At 67.0% G+C, this 13,914-nt stretch carries 16 protein-coding genes and 1 tRNA gene; 11 read left to right on the forward strand and 6 right to left on the reverse strand.

Annotation, left to right across the window (positions count from 1 at the left end):
* Positions 1–70: 70 nt before the first annotated feature.
* Both AC5P6A_RS07860 and AC5P6A_RS07865 read right to left on the reverse strand, forming a co-directional pair.
* Positions 71–379 carry a hypothetical protein gene (locus AC5P6A_RS07860; protein ID WP_010484749.1) on the reverse strand — a complete coding sequence of 103 codons (309 nt, stop codon included), beginning with the start codon at positions 377–379 and terminating at the stop codon, positions 71–73.
* A gap of 109 nt (positions 380–488) precedes the next feature.
* Entirely contained in the window at positions 489–1,079 is a 591-nt protein-coding gene (locus AC5P6A_RS07865) for a phosphatase PAP2 family protein (RefSeq protein ID WP_010484750.1), read from the reverse strand.
* A 109-nt stretch (positions 1,080–1,188) separates the two neighbouring features.
* Here AC5P6A_RS07865 and AC5P6A_RS07870 point away from each other — a divergent pair.
* Both AC5P6A_RS07870 and AC5P6A_RS07875 read left to right on the forward strand, forming a co-directional pair.
* A tRNA-Arg gene (locus AC5P6A_RS07870) sits at positions 1,189–1,265 on the forward strand.
* Between the two features lie 332 nt (positions 1,266–1,597).
* The gene (locus tag AC5P6A_RS07875; protein WP_329843174.1) at positions 1,598–2,062 is read left to right on the forward strand and encodes a GNAT family N-acetyltransferase; all 465 of its coding nucleotides are present in this window, start codon (positions 1,598–1,600) and stop codon (positions 2,060–2,062) included.
* A gap of 107 nt (positions 2,063–2,169) precedes the next feature.
* Here AC5P6A_RS07875 and AC5P6A_RS07880 read toward each other — a convergent pair whose 3' ends face one another.
* Positions 2,170–2,529 carry a response regulator gene (locus AC5P6A_RS07880; RefSeq protein ID WP_021202849.1) on the reverse strand — a complete coding sequence of 120 codons (360 nt, stop codon included), beginning with the start codon at positions 2,527–2,529 and terminating at the stop codon, positions 2,170–2,172.
* The gene (locus tag AC5P6A_RS07885; protein WP_425423335.1) at positions 2,519–3,682 is read right to left on the reverse strand and encodes a two-component system sensor histidine kinase NtrB; all 1,164 of its coding nucleotides are present in this window, start codon (positions 3,680–3,682) and stop codon (positions 2,519–2,521) included. The genes AC5P6A_RS07880 and AC5P6A_RS07885 overlap by 11 nt, the downstream gene beginning before the upstream one ends.
* 151 nt (positions 3,683–3,833) lie before the next feature.
* Between AC5P6A_RS07885 and AC5P6A_RS07890 the strand changes: the two genes are divergently transcribed.
* The 5 genes from AC5P6A_RS07890 (at position 3,834) to AC5P6A_RS07910 (ending at position 9,979) form a co-directional block, all read left to right on the forward strand.
* The gene (locus AC5P6A_RS07890; RefSeq protein ID WP_329843118.1) at positions 3,834–6,941 is read left to right on the forward strand and encodes a response regulator; all 3,108 of its coding nucleotides are present in this window, start codon (positions 3,834–3,836) and stop codon (positions 6,939–6,941) included.
* Entirely contained in the window at positions 6,938–7,762 is an 825-nt protein-coding gene (locus AC5P6A_RS07895) for a CheR family methyltransferase (RefSeq protein WP_019661396.1), read from the forward strand. Before AC5P6A_RS07890 ends, AC5P6A_RS07895 begins: the two co-directional genes overlap by 4 nt.
* Positions 7,762–8,337: a chemotaxis protein CheB gene (locus AC5P6A_RS07900; protein ID WP_019661397.1), complete on the forward strand. Its 576-nt coding sequence runs from the start codon at positions 7,762–7,764 to the stop codon at positions 8,335–8,337. The genes AC5P6A_RS07895 and AC5P6A_RS07900 overlap by 1 nt, the downstream gene beginning before the upstream one ends.
* Positions 8,334–9,467, forward strand: a complete 1,134-nt coding sequence (locus AC5P6A_RS07905) for a hybrid sensor histidine kinase/response regulator (protein WP_019661398.1) — start codon at positions 8,334–8,336, stop codon at positions 9,465–9,467. The genes AC5P6A_RS07900 and AC5P6A_RS07905 overlap by 4 nt, the downstream gene beginning before the upstream one ends.
* Positions 9,468–9,550: 83 nt before the next feature.
* Positions 9,551–9,979 carry a BLUF domain-containing protein gene (locus AC5P6A_RS07910; protein WP_019661399.1) on the forward strand — a complete coding sequence of 143 codons (429 nt, stop codon included), beginning with the start codon at positions 9,551–9,553 and terminating at the stop codon, positions 9,977–9,979.
* A gap of 9 nt (positions 9,980–9,988) precedes the next feature.
* Here AC5P6A_RS07910 and AC5P6A_RS07915 read toward each other — a convergent pair whose 3' ends face one another.
* Positions 9,989–10,303 carry an ArsR/SmtB family transcription factor gene (locus AC5P6A_RS07915; protein WP_019661400.1) on the reverse strand — a complete coding sequence of 105 codons (315 nt, stop codon included), beginning with the start codon at positions 10,301–10,303 and terminating at the stop codon, positions 9,989–9,991.
* Positions 10,304–10,388: 85 nt separating this feature from the next.
* On the opposite strand from AC5P6A_RS07915, the gene AC5P6A_RS07920 reads away from it, so the two are divergent.
* The 3 genes from AC5P6A_RS07920 to AC5P6A_RS07930 all read left to right on the forward strand — a co-directional run bounded on the left by AC5P6A_RS07920 (position 10,389) and on the right by AC5P6A_RS07930 (position 12,354).
* Complete coding sequence (locus AC5P6A_RS07920) at positions 10,389–10,826, forward strand: YeeE/YedE family protein (protein ID WP_329843115.1); 438 nt, start codon at positions 10,389–10,391, stop codon at positions 10,824–10,826.
* The gene (locus tag AC5P6A_RS07925) at positions 10,823–11,236 is read left to right on the forward strand and encodes a DUF6691 family protein (protein ID WP_329843113.1); all 414 of its coding nucleotides are present in this window, start codon (positions 10,823–10,825) and stop codon (positions 11,234–11,236) included. The genes AC5P6A_RS07920 and AC5P6A_RS07925 overlap by 4 nt, the downstream gene beginning before the upstream one ends.
* A 65-nt stretch (positions 11,237–11,301) precedes the next feature.
* A complete protein-coding gene (locus tag AC5P6A_RS07930) occupies positions 11,302–12,354 on the forward strand; it encodes a linear amide C-N hydrolase (RefSeq protein ID WP_134735658.1) in 1,053 nt (350 codons plus the stop codon).
* Here AC5P6A_RS07930 and AC5P6A_RS07935 read toward each other — a convergent pair.
* Positions 12,351–13,130, reverse strand: coding sequence for a DUF6491 family protein (locus tag AC5P6A_RS07935; protein ID WP_021202844.1), 780 nt, complete (start codon positions 13,128–13,130; stop codon positions 12,351–12,353). The two genes, AC5P6A_RS07930 and AC5P6A_RS07935, sit on opposite strands and share 4 nt — an antisense overlap.
* 81 nt (positions 13,131–13,211) lie before the next feature.
* On the opposite strand from AC5P6A_RS07935, the gene AC5P6A_RS07940 reads away from it, so the two are divergent.
* A complete protein-coding gene (locus AC5P6A_RS07940) occupies positions 13,212–13,907 on the forward strand; it encodes a helix-turn-helix transcriptional regulator (RefSeq protein ID WP_021202843.1) in 696 nt (231 codons plus the stop codon).
* Positions 13,908–13,914 lie beyond the last annotated feature (7 nt).

Genomic DNA, 13,914 nt, shown 5'->3' on the forward strand with positions numbered 1-13,914 from the left:
CGATCGGGCATGAAAAAGCCCTCGCCGAACGTCGCCCGGCGAGGGCGGGGTTACTGCTTCGGCGGACCGATCAGTTGGTGCCGGTGGTGCCGGTGGTGCCGGTCGTACCGGTGGTGCCGGTCGGCGGGTTGGTGGTGCCGGTACCGCCGTTGTTGCCCGCGTCGTCCTTGCTGCTGTCCGCAGCAACGCTGTACAGCACGCCAGCAGCGGCAATGCCCAGGCCCACGGTAGCGACGGTGGTCAGGGTGCCGGTGGCGGCAGCGCCAGCAGCTTCAGCACCAGCAACTTCGGCGCTGGTTTCGGCGGCGACAGGAGCTTCCTGGGCGAACACCGGCGAGGACAGGCCCAGCAGGGCCAGGGCGGCAATCATCTTCTTCATCTACGGGGTCTCCTACTCCGTGAGGGAAATTTTTCCACCGCTATGTTGGCTGCTATTCATTTGCTCTGTCAAGGAACGTGAAGGAATTGTGCGGTCGCGTTGGCAGTTCTCAGAAATGCTGGAAGATCTCGGCCCTGCCAGAGATGAGCTTTGCCAACGCGATGACGAGTTGGTGCGTGTGGACATCGGGCAAGGCGAGGGGCAGGACCATTCCCGCGAGTACGGCAGCAGCGGCTGCCACTGCGTTGGGACGAGACGAGGGGCCCGCGGTGTGCATTGCCCACGTGCTGCAGCCCAGTCCAAGCATCAGCCCGGCAATGACCTCCGAAAGGCTATGCGCATGCAACGGGATTCGTGACCAGGCAATGGCGGTGGCCAGCAGCACGCCGATGACCAGGCCGATTCTCCGGGGGAGCTTGCTGGTCCCCGCCAGCAGCGCGCCAACGACCGGATAGATGACGCTGGACATCGCGGCGTGCCCGGAGAAGCCGGTGAAGTGCACGCTCTTGATGCCAATCCCCCAGCCCATGAAGGCCAGCTTCGAAGCAAGCGTGACGCCGGCGGTGACGGCGATGGCCAGCAACCATCGCCATTTCAGACGTGCGTCTGCGCGGGGCAGGGTGATCAGCAGCACCAAGGCCATCGGCAGCAGCCACCGGCTGTCGCCAAGGGCGGAGAGGGTTCGCCAGACGTCGGACATCCAGTTCACAACGGGTCGCGGCGGGCCAGCATATCGGGTCCGGGCGATTCGCAGAACGACACGCGCTTGGTCCATTCAGCCAGACGCGGTATCCTTCCCCGCTGCCAATGGCCCCGTAGCTCAGCTGGATAGAGCGTCCCCCTCCTAAGGGGAAGGTCGCCCGTTCGAATCGGGCCGGGGTCACCATCTGCTACAGCCGCATGGCAACCGCTCGCCGGACGGCAGCGGCAGGCAGTCCTCCCCAGACAGCCCAGCGCCGCCGCCGCGCAGGCCATGACGCGAATCCACGTGGGCGTGGCTGCCGGTCACGCGCCCGATCAGTCGCGAAAACACCCGCTTCAGAGGGCGGGGCAACGGGAAACGCGCCGAGGCCTTTGAACACGCGAAACCGGGCTGGGCTGGGTGCGGCGGCACACGGGGCGTGATGGCGGCGCGTCTGGAATCTATTGCCCTATGGCAGATCCCAAATGCGGCCGCGCAGCGTGTAGGCCTGGCGCAGATGACGCACCATGAACGCCATGAGCCCCCAGCTTCGCCCCGTCCAGCCGTCGCACTACGCCATCGTGGCCAACTGGCCTGAATCAGCCGAGGCGACCCGGCGCTGGGCAGGCCCCGGTGTGCCGTTTCCCCTGCTGCCGGAACGGTTCGCGCAGGTGCTCGAACTCGGGTCGCGCCCAGGCTGGGCGCTGCTGGACGAGCGGGGTACCTGCGTTGGATTCGGCCAATACTGGATGACTGACGCCCGCACCGCACATCTGGGCCGCATAATCGTTTCCCCGCTGGCACGCGGGCGCGGCCTTGGCCGGCTGCTCATGCAGGCATTGAGTGCACAGGCCCTGGGCCAAGCGGATGTGCAGCAGCTCACCCTGCGCGTCTATCGTGACAACACGGCTGCCGTGGCGCTGTACCGGGACCTCGGTTTCCAGCAGGTTGAAGCGTTCTCGACCCCCGACCTTCTGTTCATGCAGCGCACCTCGGGCTGAACGCTGCTCCGGCGTGGCGGCCTTCAGGGCACACCATTGCCCGCAGGATAATTGCAAGCCGATGGGGCGTCAGGGATGAGGGCCGTCGAGCGCTGGACCGGCCTTCCTCAATCCTGCTTCAGCAGCTCCACCAGCTGGCGCAAACGATACGGCTTGGGCAGGAATTCCACCTGATCGGGCAATGGCGGCAGCTGCGAGCGCGCGTATCCGGATGAGAGGATCATCCGCGCCTGCGGCTGTTCGCGCGCCACATGCTCGCTCAGCTCGATACCGGACATGCCGTTGGGCATGCTGACATCGCTGAACACCACGTCGAAACGTGCGTCGCCTTTCAGCAACGCGGCAGCTTCATGGCCGTCGGCGGTGGTGGATACCTCGATGCCGAAATCGCGCAGGGCCATGCCGATCATCTCGCGCAGATCGTTCTGGTCCTCCACCATCAGTACGCGGATCGGTTCATCGGTCATCGGTTGCATCCTCTGTTGCGGGGAGTAGCAGGCTGACCGTGGTGCCGACACCGGGGGTGGTGGACACATCGACGAAGCCGCCGCTCTGGGTAGTGAATCCGAACACCTGGCTCAGGCCCAGGCCGCTGCCCTTGCCGATGTCCTTGGTGGTGAAGAAGGGCTCGCTGGCCCGCTCGGCGATGTCGGCGGCCATGCCGTGGCCTTCGTCGCAGACGCTGAGGGTGACATAGCCGCGTTGCAGCGTGGTGTCCGCATCCGGGTCGAGGCGATGTTCCAGTGCGGTGCCGATCAGGATGCGGCCGCCATCGGCGGTGGCCTCCACGGCATTGGCCACCAGGTTTGCCAGGGCGGTCTGCAATTGCATCGCATCGGTGCTCACCTGCGGCAGGCCGGGGGTGAGATGGGCATCCAGCGTCACCGTGGGCGGGCAGGCGCGTTGCAGGTCCGGCAGCCACTGCCGCACCAGCGTATTGATGTCCACCGGTTCGCGGATCAGGGTCTGACCGGTGCTGAAGGCCAGCAGCTGGCGGGTCAGCAGCGCGCCACGGTCAGTGGCCGCCTGCGCGGCATCCAGCAGCTCGGCGGCGCGTGCATCGTCACCGCTGACGCGCAGCGACAGCAGGTCCAGCGCGTTGCCGATGGTGGTCAGCAGGTTGTTGAACTCGTGCGACAGGCCGCGGCTGAGCCGGCCGACCGTTTCGAACTGCTGGGTATTGCGCAGCGCACGCTGGGCATCACGCAGCAGCCGTTGCGCCTGCCACTGCTCGGTGATGTCACGGGTGATCTTGACGAAGCCGAGCAGTTCGCCCGCTTCGACGACCGGCTCGATGACCACGCTGGCGCGGAACGACGAGCCATCACGGCGTACCCGCCAGCCCTCGCTGGCGACATGCCCTTGTTGCGCTGCGACGCGGAGCAGGCGCTGCGGTTCGCCGGCCTCGCGGTCGGCGGCCAGATAGAAGCGGCTGAAGTGGGTTCCCACCACTTCGTCGGCTGAATAGCCTTTGATGCGTTCGGCGCCGGGGTTCCAGCTGCAGACGATGCCTTCAGGATCAAGCAGGTACAGCGCATGATCGCGCACGCTGTCGATCAGCAGTCGCAGTTGTCGGGAAGGGTCCGTCAGCACGGACGTCGTAGAGGCAGCTGCGTCCACGTGTAAATAAGTGTTACCCCTGTGAGGGACGTGAAGCTAGGCATTCAAGTGTGAAGGATGCGTGCACACCTGATACGTGCCATTTGTCCTGTGCGGCTGAATGCGACACGGAGTACCATCTTCCACCCTTTGCCTTCTGGAACCGACCTGCATGCGTCCTGGTGCGACTACGCGTGACCGCTGGATCTGGATGACGTCCGCTGTGCTGCTGGCCGCGACCATCGCGTTGGAACTGGTCGTCCCGCTCGGCTATGCCGTATGGCTGGCCTACTTCCTGGCTGTTGGCGTCACGGTGTTCCAGCGCAGCGCGCGGGCGCCGTTCGTGGTGGCCCTGCTGTCCTGCCTCCTGCTGGTCATCGGCTTCAACGTCGCGCCCGCCAGTTCCAACTCGGCGTTCTCCTTCGTCAACCGGACCATTGGCGGCTGTGCCTTCCTGATGATCGCACTGATCGTCTCGCGCGCGATCCAGGCCCGGCGCCAGGCAATGCGCGCGCTCTGGCTGCAGGAAGCCGAGAACGCGGTGGCGATGAGCCTTCGCGGTGACCTGGGGCCGGAACAGATCGCCGAGGCTGCAGCGACAAGCCTGGCCGCGCAGCTCGGCGCGGAGGTAGGTGCGGTCTACCGACTGGAAGGCGGGCGGTTGCAGCTGACCGGTGGCGTCGCCTTGCCTGCGGGAACGCCAGCGTCGCTGGCCCTTCACGAAGGGCTGGCCGGGCAGGTCGCCCGTGATGAACGCATCCGCCACCTGCACGGCGATGATGCCGCCGTGCTTGAACTGCAGACCAGCCTCGGCCGGTTGCCGGTGCGCGAGCGCATCCTGGCGCCGATCAGCAGCGATGGCGCGGTGGTCGGGGTCATCGAGCTGGGTCGCGCCAAGGTGGGCGAACTGCGTGATCTGGATCGCGAACTTCTGGAGCGCTGTGCGGAGACCGTCGGCATGGCGCTGCGCGCATCGCTGCTGCGTGCGCAACTGGTGGTGCTGCTGGAAGAGTCGCAGCGCCAGGGTGAAGAGCTGCAGGCCCAGCAGGAAGAGCTGCGCGTGGCCAACGAAGAACTGGAAGAGCAGAGCCGCAGCCTGCTCCAGTCGCAGAGCCACCTGGAAGAACAGCAGGCCGAGCTGGAACAGAGCAACGTGCAGCTGGAAGAGCGCACCCACGAGCTGGAGGCGCAGAAGCAGGCGCTGCTGGTGGCGCAGAGCCAGTTGGTGCGCAACAGCAACGAGCTGGCCGCGACCTCGCGCTACAAGTCCGAGTTCCTGGCCAACATGTCGCATGAGCTGCGCACGCCGCTGAACAGCTCGCTGATCCTGGCCAAGCTGCTGGCCGACAACAAGGATGGCACGCTCACCGAGGAGCAGGTGAAGTACGCGCGTGCGATCCTCTCGTCCAACAACGACCTGCTGGCGTTGATCAACGACATCCTGGACCTGTCGCGCATCGAGGCCGGCCACGTCGAACTGTCCGATGAAGTGGTGGTGGTCGAGAGCGCGCTGCAGCGCCTGCGCGAGACCTTCGAACCGATGGCGCGGCAGAAGGGCCTGGCGTTGCAGATCGAAGCCGACGCGCTGGCACCGACCCAGCTGGTGGTCGACAGCCAGCGGCTGCAGCAGATCCTGAAGAACCTGCTGGCCAACGCAGTGAAGTTCACCGAGCATGGAAAGGTCAGCCTGCACGTGCGTGCCGGCGGCAACGGCCGCATCCGGTTCGAGGTCTGCGACACCGGCATCGGCATTGCCCGCGAGCAGCTGGACGTCATCTTTGAAGCCTTCCGCCAGGCCGACGGCAGCACCCGCCGTCGCTACGGCGGTACCGGGCTGGGCCTGTCGATCTCGCGCGATCTGGCCGAGCGCATGGGCGGTGGCATCCAGGTCGACAGTGAGCCCGGACGCGGCAGCTGCTTCATCCTGGAGCTGCCGTTGCAGGGTGCGCCCGCCGCGAGCGCGGCTGACGCTGCCGAGGGTCCCTTGGCAGCGCCGCCGGCGGCACCGGCCGTGCTGCCAGCCGCGCCCGTGCGCGTTGCGGGCGCGGCAGCGCCGGTCACTGCGACGGCCGGCGTGGCCGACGACCGTGGTCGCCGGCAGCGCGCCGGTCGCCTGATCCTGGCGGTGGAGGACGATGCCACGTTCGCCGAAGCGCTGGTGGCGCTGGCCCATGAACTGGACTTCGATTGTGTGGTGGCGGGCACGGCGGAAGAGGCGCTGGCCCTGGCCAGCGAACTGCGCCCGAATGGCATCCTGCTCGACATCGGCCTGCCCGATGTGTCCGGGCTGAGCGTGCTGGAGCGGCTGAAGCGCAACCCGGATACCCGCCATATCCCGGTGCATGTGGTCTCGGCCACGGATCGCAGCCAGGTGGCGCGCGAGCTGGGCGCGATCGGGTTTGCGATCAAGCCGACCACGCGCGAGCGGCTGGTGACGGCCATCGAGCAGCTGGAACAGACCAGCCAACGCGACGTGCGGCGGCTGCTGATCGTCGAGGACGACAGCGAGCTGCGCCGCAACCTGGAACTGTTGCTGGGCCGCGACCAGCTGCAGATCGTCGCGGTGGGCACCTTGGCCGGCGCACTGGAACAGCTCAGCACGGTCACGTTCGACTGCATGGTGATGGACCTGTCGCTGCCCGACGGCAGTGGCTACGACCTGCTCGAGCACATGGCCGGCAACGACGATGTCGGTTTCCCGCCGGTGATCGTCTACACCGGTCGCGCGCTCAGCCGCGAGGAAGAGCAGCGCCTGCGTCGCTATTCCAAGAGCATTATCATCAAGGGCGCACGTTCGCCCGAGCGCCTGCTGGACGAGGTCACCCTGTTCCTGCACAGCGTGGAGGCCAGCCTGCCGACCGACCAGCAGCGCCTGCTGCGCGAGGCGCGCCGTCGCGATACTGTGCTCGACGGTCGGACGGTGCTGCTGGCCGAGGACGACGTGCGCAACATCTTCGCACTGTCCAGTGTGCTTGAACCGCTGGGCGTGACCCTGGAGATCGCGCGCAATGGCCAGGAAGCGGTGGATCGCCTGGCCGAGCGCGAGGTCGACCTGGTGCTGATGGACATCATGATGCCGGAGAAGGATGGGCTGGCCGCAATGCGGGAGATCCGCGCGCAACGCCACCTGCAGGACCTGCCGATCATCGCGCTGACCGCCAAGGCCATGCCGGACGATCGTGAGCGCTGCCTGCAGGCCGGTGCCAACGACTACATCGCCAAGCCCATCGACGTCGACAAGCTGGTATCGCTGTGCCGGGTCTGGTGCTCGCGGCAATGAACGAGCAGGCCCTGTTCGACCTGGAGCTGAAGGTGCTGCTGGAAGCGTTGTACCAGCGCTACCACTACGATTTCCGCAGTTACGCGGTGTCGTCGCTGCGCCGACGGATCCGCCAGGCCATGCAGCGTTATGAGTGCGGGCGGCTGGCCGATCTGCAGCACCGCCTGCTGCACGAGCCGGACCTGTTCGCGCAGGCGATGCAGTTCTTCACCGTGCAGGTCTCGGAGATGTTCCGTGACCCCGCCTATTTCCGTGAGCTGCGCGAGCAGGTAGTGCCGGTACTGCGCACCTATCCGTCGGTGAAGCTGTGGGTGGCCGGTTGCAGCACGGGCGAAGAAGTCTGGTCGCTGGCGATCCTGTTGCACGAGGAAGGCCTGCTCGAGCGCAGCATCGTCTACGCCACCGACATCAATCCAGCGGCGCTGGCCACGGCGGAAGCCGGGGCCTATGGCATCGACCGGATGGCGCAGTTCAGCCGCAACTATCTGGCGGCCGGTGGCGCCGCGTCGCTGTCCGATTACTACGCCACGGCTTACGATGGCGCGGTGTTCGATCGGCAGCTGCGCCGCAACGTGGTGTTTGCCGACCACAGCCTGGCCACCGACACGGTGTTCTCCGAAGTACACCTGGTGTCGTGCCGCAACGTGCTGATCTATTTCAACCGCGACCTGCAGGACCGCGCGGTGGGCCTGTTCCGTGAAGCGCTGGTGCACCGCGGCTTCCTGGGCCTGGGCAGCAAGGAGTCGCTGCAGTTCGGGTGCCACCACGATGCGTTCGAGGTCTGTTCGCGCGAGCATCGCCTGTACCGGAAGGTGGCCTGATGGCCACGCCGACACCCCCGGCCGTACTGGTGATCGGGGCTTCGGCCGGTGGCGTCGCGGCCCTGCAGGCGGTGCTCGGCGCGCTGCCCGCGACGCTGCCGGTGCCGGTGCTGGCGGTGCTGCACCTGCCACGCGATCGCAGCAGCCGCATCGCCGAAGTGCTGGCACCGTACTGCGCGCTGCCGGTGCGCGAGGCCGAAGACAAGCAGCCGTTGCTGCGTGGCACGGTGACCTTCGCGCCGCCGGATTACCACCTGCTGGTGGAAGACGCCGGCTCGCTGGCGCTGTCGGTGGACGCGCCGGTGCTGTTCTCGCGCCCGGCCATCGATCCGCTGTTCGAATCGGCAGCGGCCGTATTCGGCGACCAGGTGCTGGCCCTGCTGCTGACCGGCGCCAGCAGCGATGGCAGTGAAGGGGTGGCCGCAGTGCGCGGCGCCGGTGGTCGAGCCTGGCTGCAATGTCCCGAGGAGGCCGAGGCATCGATGATGCCGGCCTCCGCCCTGCAGCACGCTGGTGCCGATGCCGTGCTGCCCCTTGAACTGATGTGTCGTCGCCTGAAGGAGCTGTTTGCATGAACCTGTTGCCGCCGGACCCTGCGCAGTCGCAGTCCCCGGTCAACCTGCTGATCGTCGACGACGTGCCGCAGAATCTGGTGGCCATGCAGGCGCTGTTGCAGCGCGAGGGCGTGAACCTGCTGCTGGCCGGTTCGGGCGCGGAGGCGCTGGAGCTGCTGCTGGAGCACGAGGTGGCGCTGGCGTTGCTCGATGTGCACATGCCCGAGATCGATGGCTTCACCCTGGCCGAACTGATGCGCGGCTCGCATCGCAGCCGCACGGTGCCGATCATCTTCCTGACCGCCTCGCCGGACGATCCGCTGCGTGCGTTCAAGGGCTACGAAACCGGTGCGGTGGATTTCCTGCACAAGCCGGTGGCACCACAGGTCATCCTGAGCAAGGTCAACGTCTTCATCGAGCTGTACCAGCAGCGCCAGCTGCTGAAGGCCCGCAACGAGGCGCTCGAGCGGGCGCTGAAGCTCAACGAGACGATGGCCGCCGTGTTGACCCACGACCTGCGCACGCCGTTGTCGGCGATCCTGTTGTGTGCCGACAAGCTGGCGCTGGAGCTTCCGGCGAACAACAGCAGCGCGCAGCAGACACTGGCGCATCTGGAGGCCAGTACCCTGCGCATGGCGCGGATGGTCGAGCAGTTGCTGGACTTTTCGCGGATCCGCAGTGGTGGCCTGCGGCTGCAGGCTACCGCCTGCGACCTGCGTGAGGTCACCCGTGCGGTGATCGCCGAAGCGGGCAGTGCCCACGGTCAGGAGCGCATTCGTTTCGACGCCGTCGGCGACACGCGCCTGCAAGGCGACATGGACCGCCTGGGCCAGATCGCAGCAAACCTGGTGGGCAATGCGTTGACGCATGGCAGCGAGGCACACGTGCAGCTGGATGGCAACGATGCCCGCGCGGTGGTGCTGCGGGTGAGCAATGCCGGCCATATTGATGACGCGCTGTTGCCGCGCTTGTTCGAGCCGTTCAAGGCCAGTTTCCACCAGAGCAAGGGACTGGGGCTGGGCCTGTACATCGTGGATCAGTTCGTGCGCGCGCACGGCGGCCGGATCGCGGCGCGCAACGAGGCAGGCCAGGTCGTGTTCGAGGCCGTGCTGCCGCGGCGGTGGGACGGGGCGGGCGCCATCGCAACCTGAATTCTTCAGGGAACGGGCGGGCGTATTGAGACGGGCTCGTCCGCAACTGCTACCGTGCGTTCACACCCAGCCAAGGAAGCACCATGCCATTGCGCGCCATCGCCTACATCAGCCGGGCGCTGCCGGAGCTCTCCAGCCAACGCCTGCAGGCGCTGGTCGAAGACGCTGCGCGTTTCAACAAGATGGCGGGGGTGACCGGAGTGCTGCTGCACGATGGCAATCGTTTCCTGCAGTACATCGAGGGGCCGCCGGATGGCATCGACTCGGTGTATGAGCGCATTCTCCAGGCCGGCAGTCACATCGACATCATCGAGCTGGCGCGAGGCCGCCTCGGCCAGCGCCAGTTTCCCTACTGGTCGATGCGGGCGTTGCCGGTGGAGGCAGCGCTGCTGCGCCAGTTGTCATCCAGCGACTGGGCCGGTTTCAGCCGGGCGCTGGAGGGGGATCGCGCGGCGCCGACACCGGTCGACCTGCTGGACACGGTGGTGCAGCCGGCGCTGCATGCCGGCTGACATTCAACCTCACGCCCGGCCGCAGTAGGCAGCGTGCAGGGCCTGCAGCACACCCAGCGCAGGCCCTTCGACCACCCGGTAGTGGATCGCCTGTGCCTCGCGCCGGGTTGCCACGATCTTCATCGCGCGCAGTACCGCCAGGTGCTGGGACAGCGCCGACGCGCTCAGCCCGGTAAGCGCCTGCAGCTCCGCTACTGCCGCCTCGCCTTCGACCAGGCGGCACAACACCCGCAGCCGGGCGGGGTGGGCCAGGCCTTTGAGCAGCGTGGCTGCCTCTGAAGCGTGTTCGGCCATGGCTGCGCCGTCGGGCAGGGACCGGACCATGTTGACTCCTTTGTTTAGGATGATCTAATTTAGAGTAGTCTAAATTAAGGAGCAATTCCATGTGCGGTGGCGAAGAGGGTCGGGCATGAACCTGCCCTGGGGTGCGGTCACCGGCGGCGCCTTGATCGGTGCCGCTGCGGTGCTGTTGCTGGCCAGCATCGGGCGCGTGGCGGGCGTCAGCGGCATCGCCGCGGGCAGCCTGCGGGCAGCCGAAGGCGAGCGTGGCTGGCGCTGGGCATTCCTGGCCGGCCTGCTGGCATCGGCGGGGCTGGTGCTGTGGTGGCAGTCGGTGCCCGCGGCATCGCCGCGCGCACTGCTGCGTGATGCATTGCCGGCCTGGCAGTTGGTCGGCGCCGGCCTGCTGGTCGGCTTCGGCACCCGCTTGGGCAGCGGCTGTACCAGTGGCCACGGCGTGTGTGGCCTGGCGCGCGGTTCGAAGCGATCGTCGCTGGCGGTGCTGTTATTCATGGCGTTCGCGATGCTGACGACCTTCCTGGCCCGGCACGGTGGAGCCCTGGCATGAGTCGTCCGAGGGCTGCTGCCGCTGTAGCGGGTGCGCTGTTCGGCGCAGGCCTGGCCCTTTCCGGCATGACCGATGCGCGTCGCGTGCTCGGCTTCCTTGATGTCACCGGGGATTTCGATCCCACCCTGCTATGGGTGCTGGGGTCGGCGCTGCTGGTCAGTGCGGCCGGCCAGCGCTGGGCGCTGCGGCGCGCGCGGCCGTGGTTCGCTTTGCGCTTCCAGTTGCCCACCGCGCGCGATGTCGATACGCGTCTACTGCTGGGTGCCGCACTGTTCGGTATCGGCTGGGGATGGGCCGGCTACTGCCCGGGTCCGGCCATCGCGGGGCTGGCGGCGGCATCGCGCGAGGCGCTGTGGTTCGTGCCTGCCATGGTCCTGGGCTTCTGGGCGCACGATCGGTTCGCGCGCTGAGGCTTCACTCCGGTGTCACCCTGGATCGCATCAGATCATGCATCACGGGGAAAGGAGCGTAGTGCATGGCACGGATGAACTGGAAAGGAAAGGTGATGCTGGCCGTGGCGTTGGCGTCCGCGACCACGCCGGCACTGGCCTGCACGCGTGCGGTGTACCTGGGTGACAACGGCGATGTGATCACCGCGCGCTCGATGGACTGGAAGGTCGATGTGGCGACCAACCTCTACATACTGCCGCGCGGCATTGCGCGCACCGGCCAGGCCGGCCCGAAGTCGCTGGCGTGGACCGCGCGCTACGGCAGCGTGGTGGCCACCGGCTACGATGTGTCGACCACCGACGGCATGAACGAAAAGGGCCTGGTGGCCAACCTGCTGTGGCTGGTCGAATCGGAGTATCCGCAGAAGCGTGGCAACAAGCCGGGCCTGGCGATTTCGCTGTGGGCGCAGTATGTGCTGGACAATTTCGCTACCGTTGAAGAGGCGGTCACCGCGTTGAAGCGCGAGCCGTACTCGATCGTCACCGACAAGGTGCCCGGCGAAGACCGCCAGGCGACGCTGCACCTGTCGCTGTCCGATGCCAGCGGCGACAGCGCGATCGTCGAATACATCGGCGGTCGCCAGGTGATCCATCATGACCGGCGCTACCAGGTGATGACCAACTCGCCGATCTTCGAGCACCAGCTGGCGCTGAACAGCTATTGGCAGCAGATCGGTGGCACGGTGATGCTGCCCGGCACCAACCGTTCCGCCGACCGCTTCGCCCGCGCCTCGTTCTACATCAATGCCATTCCCAAGGCCGAAGACCCGGTGATGGCGTTGGCCAGCGTGTTCAGCGTGATCCGCAATGCATCGGTGCCGTATGGCATCACCACGCCAGGCGAGCCGAACATTTCTTCCACGCGCTGGCGCACCGTAGCCGACCACAAGCGGCGGTTGTACTTCTTCGAGTCGGCGTTGACCCCGAACACCTTCTGGGTTGATCTGAACAAGGTCGACTTCGGCGGCCAGGTCCTCAAGCTGGACCTCGGCAAGGACCAGCGCAACACCTTTGCCGGCGATGCGCTGGGCCAGTTCGTACCCAGCGCACCGTTCACCTTCCTCGGCGTCGACGGTTAGTTCGACGCCTGGCTGGAAGCCGGATAGACCGCCTGGATCGTGCAGCCGCCGTGGGTGTACTGCGGCAGCGGCGCCAGTGCATCGTTGCGCAGGTCACCCTTCTCGAATCCGGCGGTAAGGATGCGATCGCCCGGATTGCCACAGATCAGGCCGTTCTGCATCCCGGAGTGGAAGCTCAGCTGTGGCGCACGGTCGAGCTGGCGGCAGTGGCTGCCAAGCTCCACGCGATAGTAGCGGTGACCACCATTGCGATGCGGATTGGTCTCCACCAGCATGCCCTGCGGGTCGGACGACCACGCGCGCACGTTGCGCGTGGCAAAGCAGTACGACGGCGAACCACCGAAACTGCGGCGGATGTCCCTGCGCTCGCGGATGGTCAGGGCGGGCAGGGTGGCCATGCGCAGGCGGTCGCTGTCGCGGGCCACGTTGGCGTAGTCGCGATCCTGCACGGGGGTCACCGCGCTGATCGCGCAGGTGCGGCCATCGACCACCACACGCTCGCTGGGGCGACCGCAGGCCCAGCCAGCGGGCGCCTCAAGTTTCAGCGTGGTGGCACCGCGGACGCCGGGGCACTCCTCGCTGAAGTCGATCCGATAAGCCTGGCCCGAGGCGGCTCGCAGGGCGATTGAACGCGGTGACGCCTGCTCCACTTCCTGGACGCCGACCGCGTCCATGCAGTGCGGCGCCGGTGGGGTACGTTCCTGAGCGGAGGCCGGGGCGGTGAGCGCCAGGCCGAGGCTGGTGGCAAGCACCAGGGACAGCTGCTGATGGGTCATGACCTGCACTCCCTGCGTTGGATGACGGACCGACTATAGCAGCGGTTTGCACGGCCGTTGTTACACGCGCACACTGCCCGGATGGGCGCCATCTTCCATCTGCGGCACTACGGGCAGGCCACCGGCCTGGACCGCCATGACTACGCGCAGTGGGTTCTGCCGCTGCAGGGCGAGCTGCAGTTCGAGATGGAAGGGCGCGGCGGTCGGCTGGACCTGCTGCAGGGGGCATTTGTTGCTGCCGGCGAAGCGCATGACCAGATGGCGGACGGCCCCAATGGTTTCGTGATCGTTGATTGTCCTCCAGGCGTGCTTGATGACGGCACGCAGGAGCATCTGTGCCGGCAGCGCTGGCTGCATCTGCCGCTGGCGTTGCGCCGGTGCCTGGCCGACGTGCAGACAGGGCAGCCGATGCCGGCGCTGCTGCCGCAGCTGCTGCAGGTGTTTGCACCGGCGGGCAGTGGCGCGCGCATGCAGGGCCTGTGTGCGGCGGTCCAGGCCGATCCCGGCCGGGCCTGGCCGGTTGCCCGGATGGCCGGATTTGTCGGTGTCAGCGAGAGCCGGTTGCACGCATTGTTCCAGCGCGAGTTCGGGCTGAGCCCGCAGGCATGGCTCAGCGCGTGCCGGCTGCGCTGGGCCAAGCACCAGCTTCGCACCAGTACGGCGCCGATCAGCGATATCGCGCTGGCCGCAGGCTATTCCGAGCAGAGCGCACTGACTCGTGCGCTGCGCCGCGAGTGTGGCCAGACCCCGGCTGCGTGGCGCAGGAGCGCCGGCTGATCTATAG

Source organism: Stenotrophomonas sp. YJH_SMC_20 (assembly GCF_059367845.1).